Raw genomic sequence first — 17,962 nt, forward strand, 5'->3', positions numbered from 1 at the left:
GGCGACTTAATCAGCCGTTAAGTCGTATTTGGCGACAAAAACTTCCTCGTCCTGGCCGATAAAGCCCATTACAGGCCAGCGCAGCTTTAATCCTTGTCATCCGAACCTTCGCTTCCGAACTGGTTCGCCGTGCTCTGCTGACCGCAGTTCTGCCCCTATCCTTTTACTGTTGACAAAATTTTCGCAGCAGGCATCTTTCGTCGGCCTACTAGGCACCGGTGACAAGCATCGGACCGCTCGCGTGGTGACGCTCCCTCCAGAGACCTTGGTTACATACAGACTACACAAGATTGAATCACAGATCGTTCGCAACCCTTGCGGCGGACTGAGCGAGCCAGTGCTGCCATGAGGACCCAAACCGATGAAAGTGTATATCCACTCACCGAAAGTGGTGAATGAGGCCGTTGTCGCACTAAAAAATGCAATCTTCGACATTACAGGCCGAAAATATCCGCATCATAAGGCGCAGGAACTGTTTGCTTCCACCCTCGGCTTTGAGACTTTCTACTCGCTGAAGAACCCCTCCACCCACATCGCCGTCGCTGAGTTGGACGACTATTTAACGCAGGATCAGGTTTCGGCACGGAGGTCTTTTCAAGCCAAGGCTGTGGCTTCAGCACTGGATGTCGACCTGACAACTGCTACAGCCATCGTAGAGCAGGCACAACCGAGCGGCACCCGTAGGCGTTGCTTGGAGCTTTTACCATCCCCTTTCCTTGATGAGCTGACGCCATTGCTCATTTCGACAATGGAACGCAGTCACCGCGGCATGTCCGTCGCGAACCGGGTTAGGTCCCACGTGCTGGATGTGGCATCCCTACCTTTGGTTGGCGCAATGGCTGTTCGTCTCGATGAGTCGGTGGACAGTTTCATGTCGCGTCCAATTCCGGCTCCGACAGAGGTACACAAGGAGCGGCCAAATGGCGACATCATCTCCGTCACGGAAAAGGGTGTTCCCGTCAAAGGATGGGACCTGCTGGAGGCTGAGCTTTCATCGAAATTTATCGGCTTGTTTGATGGTTTGAAGCCATCGCGACATGCCGGCGACCCGACAGAGGGGCTATGGAAACGGCTCGCGGGGCAGACTGGCGCGTCAAATGATCAACTCGTGTCCGACCTGACGAAGAGGAAGGCGTTCAAGCAAATCGCACAGAGGGTCATCCTCGACGCCAAAAATATCTTCGCGAATGTTTCCGTCCGTGATGCATTGACCAGATCGGACAATGGACATGGGTTCGTCTCCTGGTATCCAGGTATTGAAGAGTCGTCGTCTTTCGAAGGTGAGATGTGGAGACCTCTTGAATACGGCAAGGGGGATGTCCGCAGAGGTAGTTTGTCGGTGAGGGACACTGATGTTTCCATTGAGATCACCCGCGAACGTGGCGGTGACGACGGGGAATATGCTCTCGCCTTCTACTTCGTGACCGCCAGAGCGATCCGCGATGGCCGGACGATTGGCGTTTTGAAAGGAGAATTGATCGTAAATCGGCAACCTTCCTTTCTGTTGGACCCCCACGATGCTTATTTCCAAGCCGAGAGCAAGGGCGGCGACATCACCCACCTCGTTCACATTCTTCTGACTGACCATAGAAAGTCTGCCCCATTTCAGTACCACGACCTCTTTTACATATCGAACTGGGAAGTGGCGAAGGACATGCGTGGCACAGGTTTCGGTCAGGAATTCCTTATTTCCGTGGTAAATGACCTCAAGCGGCGACATAGACGTCTTGGTTCCGTCGCTTACGAGAGCCATCCCCCGCAATACCCACACCCCTTCCCCATCAACATGCCAGAACCTCTGAGAGACGACTACCGTCGCGATATGAAGAGACTCAGCTCATACCTTCGGCAGACTTTCATTTCGATTTTTCCAGGGGAGGTAATCGAGTTCGAAGTCACGGAAGAACAAGAAGCGCTGGACGATGACCAGCGTGCCGCTTTGCACGTGCACAGGAACCGCGCTGCGCGTTTCGGAACGCCTCGATGGACAAAGACCAACCCGGCGTTCAGGAAGCCCCTCACCCGCTTTACCTATCCCGCCGAGAGAACTGGTTTTATTTGGCAGACAACGCGATATTTAGACCCACACCCGGATTTATGGAATCGACTTCCACGGGACTTGGATGCGATTGTGATTGACCTGTTTCGGTCGGACTTTCCAGGTTGCTTTGTTCAACGCTTGTCGTTCCGGTTCGCGAATAGAAAGGTACTGTCTATCGAAATTGAGGACTTCCTGGACCAGAACTTTGTGCCAGTGGAACTCCGCGACACAGACGAACCCAATCCTTTCTCCGAGCATTTCAGTTGCCAAGACCTGATGTTCGCATTGAGGGCCGAAACTGGCCTTCTGTTTTCACAGCGGCCCAATGGGACCACGGACGGCGTCAAGACAATAGAACTGTCACGAAAATTCGGACTAAAGAGAGAAGAGGGGGTTCCTGTCACGCGGACCAAATCTCGTAGGCGCGCAACGATAAACCAACAGTATCACGGACCCGCAACGTCGCGTTCGATGCCCCCATCCGCCTTGTCTATCGCTCCTAATCGATTTGTCCACCTTTTCACTGGCCGGACTTTGGGTCCAATTTTCAAGAAGCACGCTGGCCCGCCGCCGAACACCCCGCACCAAAACCTGTTGGCGGAAATTTCCAGAGGTGATCGGCGCTCGTTGCCCAGCGACATTTCGGAGATTTTCGCCGCACTCGATTATTCTACCGCTGCCCATCAAGCCAATGGCGCAATGGTGTTCGATATCGAGGAAATGATATCGGAGAGTAGTCCAGAGCGCATAGGATCACGGATCGATCTCTCTCGGTTACCAGATTTTTTCGAGGATGAAGGTTCCTTCTTTGTAAGTTTCGGATCGAGAAGTTTTCCTTCGCCACGGGAGGGGATTTTCGTTGACGGTTGCTATCTCACTTCTCCGTTCTACAACAACTTTGACCTGTTTTTCACGTGCACCATGCCAGACGAGCTTTTGGAAGAGGGACCGTCACTGGTGGAGTTGGCATCGGCGATGGGACAAGGTTTTCACCTCGGAATATGGGGTGGTACGGTATCACTCGATTCCCTAACTAAGACCCTATCCGGCATCGCCCCGGTTTGGCGTGAATTCGCAACGAAGCCAGTTCTTGAGTTGATGCTTGCACTTGAAAAAATCAGCCAAGGAGAAATGAACTCGGTTCTCAGCGGCGGTGTGACAGACATAGAACCGCCTCTCAACAATGTTGATCCCGATGCGGCGCGCCGCCGGATGTATGAAGCGACGTCTATCTTCTTTATTCGACCTGCGTGACGTTGTTCGCATTTGAGCGGTCAAGGAACTCTACCATGGCCGTTCAAATGCCACTGACTGGCGTTCGAACGCACGATGCGCCTCGATATCGAGTATGGCCGATAAAGGCCATTACAGGCCACGTCAGCATCATATTCGAATTCCCGAGCCAGCCACATCCTTCTTGCCATTTCCGGATTGATCGTCCAGATTGCGCCGGCAATTGCCACCTATGAGAGGAACTTGGTTTGGCTACTGGTACTGTGAAATGGTTTAACACCGACAAGGGCTACGGCTTCATCGCGCCGGACAACGGCGGCGGCGACGTCTTCGTGCATATCTCGGCCGTTCAGCGTGCCGGCCTCAACGGCTTGGCCGACGGCCATAAGATCAGCTTCGAAATCACCCAGGATCGGCGCTCTGGGAAGTCGTCCGCAGACGACCTTCGAACCATTTGACTTCAGGTGGCGGCGACCGTTGGGCTGCCGCCATTCTTCTTCTGGAGCTCGGCCTCTTCGCGCTCCTGCCGCTCCCGCAGTTTCCTGTCAATGAAACGCTCACGCTCGCCCGCTATCTGTTCCCCACGCTGGTGAAGCATCATGGCGAAGTTCGCGACATCGATCGGATCGCCCTTCGCGACGTGCTCGACCAAAAGGCTCGACAAGAACGATCCCGAGCGTACTTCCTTGTCCTCCCAGCCGCCGCGACCCTGCCTGCGTTTGCGCGACAGCTTCGCCTTCATGACGGCCGCGAACCGGTCGACCGCGATGTCGTCAGGATGGACATCTTCGCCGACACCGAGGAACAGCGTCCTGAAAACTGGATTGGCGACCGCATAGCGATGTCCGAACTGGTCGGTGACGATCCAATCGCCTCCGTAAACCAGCTGTCCGCCACCGTCCGCATGCGGCAGCCACGGAACGGGTCCATTGTGGTTCGCCAGGTCTCCAAGCGGTTCACGAAGGATGACGGCATCGTGGTCTCCGGGGTGGAACCACTGGACGGCGTCTACAAACTCGTCGCGTCTGTGAAATTTGGACATCTGGCGATCCCTACTCCGAGAGCAACTTACGGCTCCGAGGTCTGCTATTTTTCGAAATGGTTGTTCGCTGGGTTGGGGCTGTCAACTATTGAATGACTTCGTCTTCAGTCCCGCTTATGGACTTCCCGGACGCTCGGATTGCTCTCGCCTCTTCCATCGCCGCCACAGTCGTCGCATTTGGTACTTTGCGCTCGCGGGCACGTCTTGCCATCGCGAACGCGTGCTCAACATCGGCCCATGAGACATGGTTGACCGGGAATTCTCGCAAGGGTTGGAAGCCGCCTTCGCAGTGGACGTATGTGCGGGCGGCGACGTAGGGCCGTGCGTCTTCCTCGTCTTTGCGATTGATCGCCCCCGGCATGGTGCCGGTTACGATGACTGCGTCGACGCCGAATTCCGTTCCACGCTCCAGCACCGCCGAAATCGCTTCTTCCCCTGACTTTCTGTAGTCCTGGAACTCGAACAGGACAGTGTCTCTGTTGCGGAATTCCAGCTTGAAGAACACGTTCCCATGGACGAGGTCGCTCAGCGCCGCACTGACGTAATAGCTGGCCGCATCCATCGAGCGACGGTCCAGTTCCCGCTGGATTGCCTCTCTGAGGAAGGAGAGCCTCGCTTCGCCCTCGCCCAGCTTGCGGTCGATGTCCACCAGCATCTCTTCGGAAAGCGGCAACGTGATCCGTTCCCCGAATATCTTCTTCCGGCCGCGTGCGAGCATCCCCATAGGTGGCGTCCTCCAATTCGTATCTACGATATTGAAATCCATAAATACGCTCACATCAACACCAGCTTACAAATTTCGCCCGCCCGCTGTCGAAGTCTACATTTTTTTCGACAACAGCCGGGTTGATCTTGTCGTACAACCTCATCCACCATGTCGAGCGAGTTCAATATTTTTCGCGAAAGGATTTTAGATGACGGATGTGTTAGACAGGCAGGAACGCCACACAGGTGCTGCTGCCGCTTGGGGTGTCGTAAAAGGCGCTGCAACATTGATCTGCTACTATATCGCCCTCGTCTCCGTGGTATTGGTTCTCGGTATCGAAGCGCCGAGCCTTGCCCAGAAAGTCCTCATGGGCATCGCCATGGCGATCGGCTTGTTTTACCCGTTCTTCCTCGCGACCCGTGCCGGGATGTTCAACGAGAAAATCCAAAACCAGCTCGACAAGGCCCTCTCCGGGACAACGTGGCTTTCCTTAATCGACGGCAAGATCACCAAGGGCGTTTTCATGGGCGTGGCGAATGAGCTCCGCTCCATGAAGCTTTCGTTGGAGAACGGCGCGGTGCGCGAAATCCGGATCGATCACGCGGTTCCGGTCGGTCACGAGCTGCGTCTGGCCGGGCAATTTTCGGGTCTTTCGCGCTACGAAGCCGGTCTGGTCGCGGCAGAACGTCGTGACGGTGTCAAGCAGATGCGGATCGGCGCGATTGTGGCGGCATGTGTTTCTCTCCTCGCAATGCCATTCGCGGTTCAGGGCTTTCCTTGGGCGTTCCTGCCGCTTCTTATCGCCCTGGGTTCCGCTGGGCTGGTCGTGTTAATTGCCGACCACGAAAAAGAGGACTTCGCGCAGGACAGCGAATTCCTGGCCAAAATCGACGAATTGGCGGCCGCCGCTCTTTCCGAAGCGCCTGTCGCATCCCTCCCGTCTGACCTGTCAGTTCAGGACGAAGTGGCTCGCACGGCCGGTTCGAAGCTGCGCATCGCGGTCATCGTCGGCAACGCCTTGGCCTGCTTCAGCGGGATGGCGATGGTACTGTTCGGAAGCCTCCCCTTCTTGCAGTACGGTCAGGATGACTTGGCTTTCAAGCTGCACAAGACGATCCATCCTGCTGTGATGCCAGGATACGCGGCGACGTTGCTTGTCGCCGGTATCGCCCTCACGGCCATTTCCATGGCGATCCGGCTTGGATACGACAAAAAATTCCTGATGCCTGCGTCCCGTTTCAACCGCCATCGCTGGCTCTCGGCCGGTGGGGCTACTGGCAAGGTCGAAGGGGTTGTTTCCGGCGGCCAAGTCCTGTTTCTGCGCTTCGATGACAACACCCTCGGCAGGTACCCGATCGAGTATCTCCGTCGTGGCGATCTGATCACGGCCTAAGACATTTTCCCGAGTTCGAAAAGGGCGGCGTGATCACCACGCCGCCCTTTTCGTTTCCACCGGTGACACGTGTCCCGGGCCGCGCTAGAAAGCTTGGCGATACAGGAAACGGAGACGCAGATGGTCAAGGGCCGGCTGAAGAACCTTCTCGAGCGTGACCCTGGTTCATTCGACCGGGCGTCGAGAAGGAACGCGCAGCGCTACGTGAAGGACGAGGCGCAGCGGATCGACAACATCAGGTCCGCCGACCAGATGTCGGGTGTCGGCAACCCGATCGACAAGCAGACCAGGGCCTTCCTCGATACCTGCAACAAGGAAATCCTGAACGGAGTCGAGGTTCCCTACATGAAGGTGTGGGACGTCGTGTCCGGCTTTTTCAAGCCCGAGCCGAGCGAGATCACCGACTTCCTGAGGATGCGGACTGAAAAAGACCACGCCTTCAGCGCCCCCGATTTTTTTGGCTACGCCACCGATCCGGCGATTCGCGAACACGCGCTGGAAAAGCTCGTCGACCTCCCAGAGGGGATCATTCACAACTACTCGGTCACTGGCGGGGTCCGCGACATCGTCTTCCAGGAGGAAGGCGGAGAACCTGTCGTTTTATCCGGGCTCGCGCTCGTTCGCATGGGCGAGCTTTTATACTGGCAGACGGCGGGTGGCATCGTGACGGACGTCTCGGCGGTCACGGCCGAGCGGCGCGCGACGTTGTCTGGCGAGGAAGCCAGGATCAGGAGCGTCAATCCGAGCGCCCCCGAATGGGTCATCCAGGACGCACTTAATCCGACAGCCGCGACCCTTTCGGGTGATACCGGGGTCTGGCGGGCCGGCGCTCTCGGTCTCTTCAACCTGCGGACCCTCAAGCACGAAATCCGGATGACCACCCGCGAATGGGAAAAGTCCCAGGCGGTATTCTCCGACCAGTTCGAGCAGAAGCTGGCGGACCGCTACGACACCGACGAAAGCGCGCGCGCCGTCGTAGACCGCGCCATCGCCCAGATCGAGAAGGACCATCTGTTTTTCGAAATCGCCGAAACCGTTTTCGCCCTGCCCGCCTACTTCTCCGCCAGAGTGCAATTCGTGCGTGACCTGCCAGCCCGCACCGCGCTCGGCGACCCCAACGGCGGTGTTGCCAGAAAGCATGCGCTAAAGGCACCGTTGGATATGCGTGTGCTCAATCGGAACGTCGCAACCCTCGATTTCGAAAGCCGCGGGGAAACGAGCCATACCTACGCGCCGCCCCGCTTCCGGGTGGAGGTGGACGGCTTTTGGCGTCGCCTGCCCATCGGAGCCGAGGGCAAGGATGCCGACGGTCGGCCGACCCAGGGGAAGACGTGGGTGCAGTCACATGCCCGCTGGAAGGACAAGCCCGAGCGCTCCGGCGTTATCCACGTCAAGACGCCCATCGGCGCTGCAATCGAGCGCGGCCGCAAGCTTGCGGGCAAGGACAGCGCCTTCCGCATTTCTGTGACGTAGGCATCGGAAGTCACAACCGGGGCTTGCTTTTGCGGCTTGTTTGCGCCACCTGCGGCTCTCGGACGCAAGGGGGACGGATGCTTCAGGCAGTCATAAGCGGCAAGGCGGGAAAGATACCGAACGGCAAAAGCGAGGAGAAGGTCTCGTGGCGGAAGGTCTTCCGCATCTCTGAGGACCTCCTTACGGCCTCCGTGTTTGGGCGGTTGGCTTACCTCGATGACGGTATTCTCTGGCGCATCTTGCGCAGGACGTTCGGCGCGCCATTGCCCGACCTCAAGGTCGCCGAACTCGAGGACATCGCTTTCTGGCCCAGATGGACCGACGCGATCGAGGACGAAAGGAACGTCGAACCCGACGTCTTCCTCGATTTCAAGCTCGGCGACCCCGCCATCCAGGTCCGCTTGATCGTGGAAGCGAAACTCTGGAACCACCCGAGTCAAGACGCCCGCCAATGGGCGAGGGAATGGGTGGCCTATCAGGATGCCAACGGCGATGACGGCCACATCGCTTTCCTTTGCGCTCTCGGCGGGCTCGGGAAGAGGACGGAAGAGATGGCTGAACAGATTGCTGCGGAAGTCTCGGCTCTTGGCCACGATATCAAAGTAGCCGCCGCCGGATGGGATCGCCTGCTTGATGCCATCGAAAAAGAGCGGGAAAACCCGATGTCGCGCGCGACGACGAGGATCATCGACGACGTGGTCGCGGCGCTCGGTCTCGCCGACTACCAGCACCTTAAACTCCCCGGCGAGATGACCTGTCGTCCCCATTCGTGGAATCCGTCCGCAACAGCGGCGCTCAAAGACTTCAAGTGAGAGGCAATCCCATGTCCATCGACGAACAGACATTCTCGGCGGCTCTTGTCGACGTCCGCCACGCTTACCGACTCCTCGCGGACTATCAGAAGCGGTGCCTGGACATGCTGACCCTCATCGGTCAGCAGTTTCCAGAGACGGAGTTCTATAACTGGAAACCCAGCACGCTCGCGCCAACGCCGATCGCCAGAACCGATCCCCGTGACTTTTGGGGCTGGAACTTCTTGCCGCTCTATCAGGCGTCCTTTCTGCTCGTCCCCAGTAGCGGGGGAAGGTCCCACCCTGGGATAGGCGACTGGCTCGTCGAACTGAGGATCACTAGCGATACAGGATGGGATATGCCGGACCGACGGATTGAGCCGGACGCCTCTAAATTCGTAAGCGTTGAAGCGGCCGACAGCAAGCTCTCCATCATGGTCTTCAAGTGCGTTTCACAGTTGCCCACTGAGCAGAACTGGTTCCACAGCGTCTGGGCCAACACATCGTGGCCAGAGGACATCAGCGTGCCGGACGATGACGGCCTCATTTACATGGAACAAGGTGTTCTGGCCGCCGCCCAACTAGACGTGTCCATCGCTCAGATGACTTCGAAGGATGCCGTAAAGGCATTCTGCGAACGCGCGAAGCGTCTCATCGCCAGGAAGCTGGACATCGCTTTCGCAGCGGTATGACCATTGTTGCTGGCGTCGCCCTTGGGCATCCTTGGCGCTCGCGGACACCGCCATGCGCCTGAGTTCCGCGATCAAGATGATCAACAAGGTCACCGACTGGAACTGCAAGGATTTCAGCGGCACGGGCGAACGTGTTTCGGCGAGCTTCGATACTGCGGGGCTGCACGACCTCGGAAGTCGGATTTCTTGCAATCGTACTGCCCGAGCGCGGCGAGGTTCTGTAACCGCGGCCGGACCAGACGAACACCGGCTGTTCGTCTGGTCGGCGTCGACAGACAAATTCAGCGTCAACAGCCCGATGGAGCGGACAGCAGGCGGCTTGTCAGGCCGACCTGTCCAATCCTCTTTTGCATCATTTTCTCGTCGATCTCAGCCACGACGGCTCGGACGCGCGCCGATGTCTCTTCGATGCCGGCAGCCCCTTCGTCCGAATTCAGCCACGACGGCAGGCCTGAGGCGATGGAAATCAATCTCTGGAACCTGTCGCTTTCGGCTTCATCCCCGTCTGGCTTGCTCTCGTTTGCAAGCCGCTCGAATTCCCCGAGCTCTGTTATCCGCCGTGCTTCCCTGGCCACCCTCGCTTCGACAGTCGGCATCGCGGCGACAACTTCGGCGTCTTCGACGTCGGACCCGACCGGTGTGCAATCCAGGACCTCGGCTCTACTCGAAGCCAACGACTTCCAGACGGAGTGCCGATCATCCCACTCCTCCCGCCTCATTCCGCGGGGACGGTCCGTATTGTTCCAGTAGCAAAAATCCTCCACGAAGTCGGATTTCAGCCATTCGTCCAGCCATTCCCGACGCTCGGTGCGGACGATGCCGTAATAGCCCGTCGGGTGCGTAAAAACGGACACCGAGAACTCCGGATCGACCTTTGGGTCGCGGTGCTGCGATTTGACTATTTCCTGTTGGCGCTGGAGGATTTCGGTCCTCACCGCATCGATAGGCACCTTGCCGTCGTGGCGGCCGCTCGTCGCCGCCTCGTCGACGATGCTGGCCACCATGTTCGCATGCAGCCTAGCAAGCCAATGACGGTGAAGGACTGCGAGCGTCTTACACCAGTCGTCGACGTGGTGGCGCACGGCGTCCATGTCCGTGGCCTTGAATTTGAAGCCGTCATAAACCTTGTAACTCATCTTCGCCTTCCCCCCGGCTCTGAAGGAAATGCTATCCCGCGACGGAGGTGCGCGTCATCCGATTTGTTGCCGATCTGCGCGGATCATTATGGTGCCGGAGAACCGTTCCCCGGCTGGACCGGCTGTAGTTCCGAGTCGATTTCCTCAAGGCGCTCGCGGATGGCAGGAAGATGCTTCTTCGAGAAGCCGCCAAGGATCGCTGTCGCCCTACTGGTGTAACGCATCTGAAAATTGACTTCATTTTCCGGAGCCTTGACGACATCCTTGTAGAAATCCGCGATGGCCAAGTCTCCGACCTTGCCGATACCAGCGACCGCTTCCTCGTCGAAATGCGTGATCAGCAAGCCGTAGTACTTCCGTTCGATCTCGCGAAGCTCGCGACTGTCCGGGTCTTCGTACCTGACCGCGGCCTGTTCCCAGTAGGTGACGACCCGCCGAGCGATGTAGCTGAGCGACTTGGCGACACCGTTGTGGATTTTACGGCTTACGACGTCCTCCGTCTGCCCGATTAGGCTTCGCTCGACCGTGATAAGGCCGCGGAGGTCTTTGAAGAGACGTTCGCCAAGCTCAGACTGCTTGTAGTCCGTGCTGGCGCTCACCGTCCTGCCGTCCACGATATAGAACCTGGTGGGCTCGTTGCGGAAGTCGATGTTGTATTCTCTGTCGTCGATCATTGGATGGGTCTCGTTTTCGGCCGCGAAACTAGCGGTTCACGCGGTATTCCACAACGTCCATCATGGTTTCGCATGCAGCAAGAACGAAGGAGACTACTCCTGAGTGCCGAATGTCCGGTCGTACTGTGCGAGCGGCATCGCCGTGGCGAATTCCGTGTTCCTCGCCTCTCGGTTGGCGATGACCCTTCCCCTGGCGCGGAATTTGCGCGACTGCGTGGTGAAATTGGAATTCTGGCAATAGAAGTTTCCGCCGATCTCCAGAACCTTGGCCCCGGACGCGATTTCCGTCTTCTCCATGAACATCGCCCGCTCGACGGCCACATGCTCGGGGAAATGAACCCGGCCGCAATTGCTGAGCATGAGGCATCCGCCGACGTAGAGACGGTCGCCTTCGAAGCGCTTGATGCCGCTGCCGGACAGGAACAGATTGAGGCCGACGATCGCGCTGGCCGGAAACACGGCGACGTCCGTGGCCTCCATCTTGAGATGGCCGGTCACCACCAGGTCTTCAGGCAGCTTCCTCAGCATCGTGTCGGACAGATCGAGGTCTCCGTCTACTTCCAGTCCGTCCGGCAGCTCTGTGATCATCGTCGAGGACACGTCGATCGAGCGCGCGATCCCGTGATCGACCGGCAGGCTCTGCAGGCGGCTCTTGGCGGCCAGCAGGTTTCCGGTGACCCTCAGGCCCCTTGGCAGTTCGCGGATCGCGGAGCCGATGATCTTCAGATCGCCCCTCACCTCGAGGAAGGCAGGAAGCTCGGTCAGGGCGTACTCGCTGAGATCGAGGTTTCCCTTGATCGCGAGGCCCTCGGGGAGGTTGTCGATGCTGTGCGCCTTGCCCATCTCGTCGACCACGAGGCCGATCTCGATCGGGCGGTAGATGGAATCGTAGTCCCGATCCCGAATGAACTGACGGACGCGACGGGCGTACTCCGCTTTGGGGCGCTCGTTCTGCTTGCCCCTGATCTGCACCACGGAGTTGCTGCGGGTGTCGATCTCGATGGTCACGTGCGGCTTGTTGTGCGGATCGCGCAGCGACAGGATGACGACCTGTCCCGTGAGGACCCTTTCGTCGTACGTTCCATGGCCCACACAGTGCTGCATGATGGCGGACTCGTTGTCGAGCGCCTTCGGTGTCAGGAGGCGGACCATGTACCAACCGGAATCGAGGACCTGTTCGAGAACCTCTTCGCCGTCGTTGATCTTGATGACGGGCATCTGCATGGCCCGCTTGATCATCGCCTTGTTGGCCTCCTTGAGGACACCTTCCAGGTCGGAGAACTTGAGGAGCTTCCTGGGTCGGCCGTGTTCGTCCACCTTGAGGAGCCAGTCCTCCTTGTGGAGGATCGAGACCTCGATCCAGTCGGCGGCGTCCTTGAGGTCGACGGCCAGCCCCGCCTCGCGCCAGTTACGCTTGGAATTCTTGATCTTGAGAAGGATGCGCCCGACGCAGTGGTACAGCAGGCGCGCGACTTCCGCGTGCTCCGTAAAGGTCGACAAAAACTCGACGATCTCGCTGTCTTCTTCGACGGCCATCAGGGTTTCCGTTTTCGGGGTCTTACAATATTGCCGCAGCGATTTCGCGTTGTCAGCAATTTATGTCGCTCCGAAATCTTTTTGGCCGGCGTCTCCGTTAAGCGCCGGTTCATGCCGCATTACTTAGGCTTGCACCATCACTCCCGCATCGGTCTCCCAATGTCCCTTACCCGCGTCTACCTCCGCTCCCTCGCCTACCTCGCAGCCTACAGATGGAGGGTTGGTGCTGTCGTCCTCGCCAACGTCGCGCTCGCCTGCGTCGCGATCCTCGAACCGATCCTGTTCGGCCGCATCATCGACGCCGTCTCCGGCAAGGGGGAGATCACCGTCAACCTCGCTCTCTGGGGTGGCTTGGCCGCTTTCAACATCGTCGCATACGTGCTGGTGGCCAGACAGGCGGACAGGCTCGCCCACAGCCGGCGCGCGGCACTCCTTTCCGGTTCCTACGCGCGGCTGATCTCGATGCCGCTGTCGTGGCACAACGCCCGCGGCAACTCGAATGTCCTGCATACGCTGCTGCGGGCCAGCGACACGCTGTTTGCGCTCTGGCTCGACTTCATGCGCAGCCATCTGGCGACTGCGGTGGCGCTCGCCATGCTGATCCCGACCGCGCTCGCCATGGACCTCAGGCTTTCGGTCGTCCTCTTCGTCCTCGGTGCCGTCTACTGGCTCGTCCAGTCGGTGGTCATGAAGAAAACCCGCGCCGGTCAGGCCTCGGTGGAGAAGCACTATCACGACCTCTTCTCGCACATCTCCGACACGATTTCGGGTGTCTCGGTCGTCCAGAGCTACAACCGTGCGCAGGCCGAGTCCGAGACGTTGAAGTCGCTGTCGTCTAGCCTGCTCAAGGCGCAGTTCCCCGTCCTCGACTGGTGGGCGCTCGCTTCGGCGCTGAACCGCATGGCGTCGACCATCTCGATGATGGTGATCCTCGTCGTAGGCACGGCGCTGGTCATGCGCGGCGAGATGACCGTCGGCGAGATCATCGCCTTCATCGGTTTCGCGAACCTCCTCATCGGCAAGCTGGAGTCCATCCGCGGCTTCGTCTCGCAGATTTTCGAGGCCCGCTCGAAGCTCGATGACTTCCTCGAACTGGAGGCGGACGCGCGTCCCGAGGAAGACGCTGTCGGCGAAGTCTTGCTGGGATCGGTCGAGGGTCGCGTCGAGTTCAGGAACGTGTCATTCGACTTCGCAGGCACGACCCAAGGCATCCGCGACGTCTCGTTCACAGTGGACCCCGGCCAGACCGTGGCGATCGTCGGGGCGACGGGTGCTGGAAAGACGACCCTCGTCAACCTGCTCCAGCGCGTCCACGAACCGCAGGTCGGACAAATCCTCGTCGATGGCAAGGACATCGCCAAGGTCGCGCGCACCGAACTGCGCGGCAACATCGCGACGGTGTTCCAGGATGCCGGCCTGCTGAACCGCACCATCCGGGCGAATATCGGCCTCGGCCGCGACGGCGCGTCGGACGAGGAGATCGCAGAAGCGGTCTCGGCCGCGGCGGCGATGGACTTCGTCGTCTCGAGGCCTGACGGGATGGAAACCGTCGTCGGCGACCGTGGCAACCGACTGTCGGGCGGCGAGAGGCAACGACTTGCCATCGCGCGCGCCATCCTGAAGTCGGCACCGATCCTCGTCCTCGACGAGGCGACCAGCGCGCTCGATGTCGAGACCGAGCGGCAGGTGCAGGCGGCCCTCGATACCCTGACCAAGGACCGGACAACCTTCGTGATCGCCCACCGCCTCTCCACGATCCGCAACGCGGACCTCGTCATCCTGATGGACCATGGGCGTATCGCCGAGATCGGGGCCTATGACGAACTAGCCACGCGCGGCGGCCGGTTCACGCATCTTTTGTTCGAGAGCGGATTGCTTGCGCCTCGGGCCGCGTAAAATTCCGCGAAATGACCCCGTGCTGCTTGAATCGAGACGCTGCGCGGGGTCTCATATTTTCATGACCCATTCGATCATTCCCGCACCCCTGTCGAAATTCCTGAGGCCAGCCGCCATCACGTCCTGTGTTCTGGTGGTGCTGTTCACCCTGTGGAGCCAGGCGCGCTTCCTCGTCGCCTTCTTCGACGGGTCGCTTCTCGACGGCGGCCTCGACGACACGGCGGAGATGATCATCTCGGTGCATTCGGATGTGATGACCTCGGCCTTGTTGCTGGTGGCGGTCATGCTGTTCAGGCGGTCTCTCTCTGCTTTCGGCTTCACGGCGGCGCTGCTCGGCGCGTTCGTCCTCGGTGTATACGATATCATGGACAACGACATCCACCCGTTCATCGTCGCTCTCGGCGTCTACGGCGATGTCCCCGTCGGCGGCAGCCTTGCGGGCGTGAATCCCCAGGTCACCCGGATGGTGGCGTTCTTCGGCCTGACGGCAACCCTCTTCGGCCTTTGCCTTCTGAAGAAGACGAGAACCAGGGATCGCATATTCGTTCTCCTGATCGCCGGTGCCGTCATCGTCACGACTTTCCTGTTCCACATCGCCTTGCCGATGGGAACTCTCCGCTTCGAGAAGAACCGGGTCGCCGACATGCTGCTGAACGAAGCCCGTTACATGCCGCTCGAAACCTTCTGCCCGAACAGGACCTGCATGTTCTTCGACAGCGGCTTTGCGGAGGTGGCGTCGAAACGGATCGCGTCCGATCCGCTGCCGTTCGACGGCTTCGTGACGCACTCCGGCGAGCATGTCACCCGTGGCAACTCCACCAAATACGTCCGCAGTACGTCGCTCAAAGGCGCGACCTTTGCCGTCGACGCCTGTCTGCCGAGACGCGACGACCGTGCGCCTGCCACCGACTACATGTGCTTCAGCGACGCCCACACGCTCGACGGCCTCGGTCGCACGACCGCCGCCTGGATGGGCTTCCTGTCGAGTGCGGCCCACGCGACGTGGCTTTTCGGCGGCACGTTTCTCCTGTTTCTGCACAAGCGTCGGTTCAAAATCCGTCGCCCGGCAACCGTCCGTTAACTTCCAAGTCACGATTTATGCGATATCTGGAGACCCCGAGGGTGTCAGGAGGATGCTCTCACTAACGGGTTAACATGGATGTCGCGTCGGAAGTCCCAGGTGACATCGGCCATGTCCACTGCAAGGAACGAACGTCGATGACTGACATTCGCGAGAAATACAGCGCCTCGATCAAGATCGTGCGGACCGTCGAAGGCAGCGTAACGAACGAACGCATCTTTTGCCTCTTCGACAACAAGCCAGTGATCAACCTGCGCAAACACCTGCTGATGTTCTACAACATGCCGTTCGAGGACTACCTCGAGTTCTGCGGTTTGCCGGCAGACTACCCGTCGGTGCCGGAGCGAACCCGCATCATGAAGGAACAGGCGGCGCTGAAAATGGCCGAACTCGGTGTATCCGAGCGGGAGCTGCCGCCAGAGCCGCCGCAGTGGCCGAAGCGTCCGCGCAAGAGCATCGAAGGGAAGAGCGCGCACTGACGCGCTCCTCGGAGGACTTTATTCGCCCAGGTATTCGAGGATCGTCGACACAATCGCCGACCTGACGATCTCGGTCCTCTCGAACTTGACGACGGCGATGCCAGGTGCAGCGCGCAGCGCGTTCGAGCAGGGCATCAGTCCCGACAGTTTCGGGTCGAGGTCACTCTGGTTCGGGTCCCCCGTGACGACTGCTTTTGTCCCCTCGCCCATTCGGGTCAGAGCCATTTTTATCTGGCCCATGGTTGCGTTTTGGGCCTCATCAACGATAACGAGTGAATTGGTGAATGTCCTACCCCTCATGAACGCCAGCGGGCAAAGCTCGATCTGCCCGTTCCTCATCATGGAATCCAATGTCGTCTGTCCGAGCGCTTCCTTGAGGATGTCGTAGATCGGCAACATGTAGGGATGCAGCTTCTCTTCCATCGATCCCGGCAGGAAACCGAGCTTCTCGCCTTCCGCTTCCATGGCGGGCCGCGACAACACGATCTTGTTGACTTGGTTGGTCGCCAGCATCTCGAGCGCCTTGCGGACGGCGATGTAGGTCTTGCCGGTGCCGGCCGGCCCGACACCGAAGATGACCGTCGCGTTGTCGATGGCGTCCATAAATTCGACCTGCTTGGCGGTCTTGGGCTTGATCCTCTTCTTGAAGGAGCTGTCGGGGTTGGCGCGTCTATGCTTGATGTCGAGAGTGCGCGGATCGGCGTCGAAGTCCATGACGAGCGTGGCGAGAGCCTGCTGAGCGATACGCTGGTTCTTGGTGTTCGTGCGCGAAGTCTTCCTACCCATGGTGCTGCTCCTGAAGGTTTGCGGGGTGTCGGCAGACATGAAAAAAGGGCGCGGCACCAAGTGCCACGCCCCGTCCATACGGTATGCCGTCATTGCGGAATTCCGACCTCGCGCCGCCGCCCCCTCCAGGAGGGTGCGGGACCGTCGCATCCTGCATTACAATGTCCATTCAAAGACCTCATGACGGCATGTCTGCCATCTAAATCGTGCTCGTCGGCGGAGACTTCGACAACGCAAATTCGCGAGGTCTTTAATTTATCTTGAGCTCGTTGGTGAGGTGCTATAATGATGACCGGAAACCGAGACACGGAGCATGCAAGTGAGCGAAAATCAGGCAAACGAAGTCATCCACAACGGCTGGCGCAGGTTCACCGGGCAGGACACCGCACGCTGGACCGACGACACTGTCTTCTGGGCCTTCAGGTCATCCGACCGCCGCCTCGTTCCGGTGCTTTATATCGACGGCGCGCACCACCCGTGGAAGCTGGCTCCGACAGGCAGCGCCGCGCTCGAGCTGTCCGACGCCGATTACATCCTGCCACTATCGGCGGGTAACCCGCCGCTCCCCGACCAGCCCTTGTTTCGCAACCCGCTTCCGGTCGCCGTTCTGCTTGTGATGACCAACAAGGGTCTCATCGTCATCCGCCGCGCGCTCACGGACGGCTACGGCAAGCTCGCCATCCCAGGCGGATTCCACAACCTCGGGGAAACCTGGCAGGAGGCGTGCTGCCGCGAGCATTTCGAAGAAACCGGAATCAAGCTCGATCCATCCAAGGTGACCATCTACGACGTCATCACGGTACAGGACGGCAGGATCAACCTCATTTTCGGCGTCTATGCAGACGTGATCGTTGATCCGGTCTTCAATCCTGACAGCGAGGTTCTGGAAGTGCTGGAACTCGGAGAACCGGTCGAAACCGCCTTCCCCGCCCACACTTCGATCATGGAACGCTATATGCGGGAGCTCGGCGCGCAGGCCTCGGCACGCTGATATACGGGCTGG

The 17,962-nt window shown here is 59.1% G+C and carries 16 protein-coding genes; 10 read left to right on the forward strand and 6 right to left on the reverse strand.

The genetic code is table 11. The features are described 5' to 3' along the window. The first annotated feature begins 361 nt into the window (after window positions 1-361). Window positions 362-3,295 (forward strand): hypothetical protein, encoded by a 2,934-nt coding sequence (locus FHT76_RS04925; protein WP_259184643.1) that lies wholly within the window; start codon window positions 362-364, stop codon window positions 3,293-3,295. 227 nt (window positions 3,296-3,522) lie between these two features. Then, entirely contained in the window at window positions 3,523-3,732 is a 210-nt protein-coding gene (locus FHT76_RS04930; RefSeq protein WP_259184644.1) for a cold-shock protein, read from the forward strand. A gap of 2 nt (window positions 3,733-3,734) precedes the next feature. Here the strand turns inward: FHT76_RS04930 and FHT76_RS04935 are convergent, their stop codons facing one another. Both FHT76_RS04935 and FHT76_RS04940 read right to left on the reverse strand, forming a co-directional pair. Continuing rightward, the gene (locus FHT76_RS04935) at window positions 3,735-4,316 is read right to left on the reverse strand and encodes a hypothetical protein (RefSeq protein ID WP_259184645.1); all 582 of its coding nucleotides are present in this window, start codon (window positions 4,314-4,316) and stop codon (window positions 3,735-3,737) included. An 85-nt stretch (window positions 4,317-4,401) separates the two neighbouring features. Beyond that, entirely contained in the window at window positions 4,402-5,040 is a 639-nt protein-coding gene (locus FHT76_RS04940) for a hypothetical protein (RefSeq protein WP_259184646.1), read from the reverse strand. A 190-nt stretch (window positions 5,041-5,230) separates the two neighbouring features. Here FHT76_RS04940 and FHT76_RS04945 point away from each other — a divergent pair, with 190 nt between their 5' ends. From FHT76_RS04945 to FHT76_RS04960, 4 genes are all read left to right on the forward strand, one after another. Then, on the forward strand, window positions 5,231-6,415 hold the full coding sequence (locus FHT76_RS04945) for a hypothetical protein (protein ID WP_259184647.1): 1,185 nt from the start codon (window positions 5,231-5,233) through the stop codon (window positions 6,413-6,415). Window positions 6,416-6,535: 120 nt separating this feature from the next. Beyond that, a complete protein-coding gene (locus tag FHT76_RS04950; protein WP_259184648.1) occupies window positions 6,536-7,888 on the forward strand; it encodes a hypothetical protein in 1,353 nt (450 codons plus the stop codon). Between the two features lie 77 nt (window positions 7,889-7,965). Further along, window positions 7,966-8,700: a hypothetical protein gene (locus FHT76_RS04955; protein WP_259184649.1), complete on the forward strand. Its 735-nt coding sequence runs from the start codon at window positions 7,966-7,968 to the stop codon at window positions 8,698-8,700. A gap of 11 nt (window positions 8,701-8,711) precedes the next feature. Further along, window positions 8,712-9,371: a hypothetical protein gene (locus FHT76_RS04960; RefSeq protein ID WP_259184650.1), complete on the forward strand. Its 660-nt coding sequence runs from the start codon at window positions 8,712-8,714 to the stop codon at window positions 9,369-9,371. Between the two features lie 287 nt (window positions 9,372-9,658). Here the strand turns inward: FHT76_RS04960 and FHT76_RS04965 are convergent, their stop codons facing one another. The 3 genes from FHT76_RS04965 to FHT76_RS04975 all read right to left on the reverse strand — a co-directional run bounded on the left by FHT76_RS04965 (window position 9,659) and on the right by FHT76_RS04975 (window position 12,717). After that, a complete protein-coding gene (locus FHT76_RS04965) occupies window positions 9,659-10,507 on the reverse strand; it encodes a hypothetical protein (RefSeq protein WP_259184651.1) in 849 nt (282 codons plus the stop codon). Between the two features lie 86 nt (window positions 10,508-10,593). Beyond that, entirely contained in the window at window positions 10,594-11,181 is a 588-nt protein-coding gene (locus tag FHT76_RS04970; protein WP_259184652.1) for a hypothetical protein, read from the reverse strand. 93 nt (window positions 11,182-11,274) lie between these two features. Then, window positions 11,275-12,717: a PcfJ domain-containing protein gene (locus tag FHT76_RS04975; protein ID WP_259184653.1), complete on the reverse strand. Its 1,443-nt coding sequence runs from the start codon at window positions 12,715-12,717 to the stop codon at window positions 11,275-11,277. A 159-nt stretch (window positions 12,718-12,876) separates the two neighbouring features. Between FHT76_RS04975 and FHT76_RS04980 the strand changes: the two genes are divergently transcribed. The 3 genes from FHT76_RS04980 (at window position 12,877) to FHT76_RS04990 (ending at window position 16,173) form a co-directional block, all read left to right on the forward strand. Beyond that, window positions 12,877-14,613, forward strand: coding sequence for a glucan ABC transporter ATP-binding protein/ permease (locus FHT76_RS04980; RefSeq protein ID WP_259184654.1), 1,737 nt, complete (start codon window positions 12,877-12,879; stop codon window positions 14,611-14,613). 61 nt (window positions 14,614-14,674) lie between these two features. Continuing rightward, window positions 14,675-15,694 (forward strand): hypothetical protein, encoded by a 1,020-nt coding sequence (locus FHT76_RS04985; RefSeq protein WP_259184655.1) that lies wholly within the window; start codon window positions 14,675-14,677, stop codon window positions 15,692-15,694. 74 nt (window positions 15,695-15,768) lie between these two features. After that, the gene (locus FHT76_RS04990; protein ID WP_405049493.1) at window positions 15,769-16,173 is read left to right on the forward strand and encodes a MucR family transcriptional regulator; all 405 of its coding nucleotides are present in this window, start codon (window positions 15,769-15,771) and stop codon (window positions 16,171-16,173) included. An 18-nt stretch (window positions 16,174-16,191) separates the two neighbouring features. Here the strand turns inward: FHT76_RS04990 and FHT76_RS04995 are convergent, their stop codons facing one another. Continuing rightward, window positions 16,192-16,959: a PhoH family protein gene (locus FHT76_RS04995; RefSeq protein WP_259184657.1), complete on the reverse strand. Its 768-nt coding sequence runs from the start codon at window positions 16,957-16,959 to the stop codon at window positions 16,192-16,194. Window positions 16,960-17,278: 319 nt separating this feature from the next. Between FHT76_RS04995 and FHT76_RS05000 the strand changes: the two genes are divergently transcribed. Beyond that, the gene (locus FHT76_RS05000) at window positions 17,279-17,950 is read left to right on the forward strand and encodes an NUDIX domain-containing protein (RefSeq protein WP_259184658.1); all 672 of its coding nucleotides are present in this window, start codon (window positions 17,279-17,281) and stop codon (window positions 17,948-17,950) included. Window positions 17,951-17,962 lie beyond the last annotated feature (12 nt).

The sequence above is a fragment of the Rhizobium sp. BK176 genome, assembly GCF_024808055.1.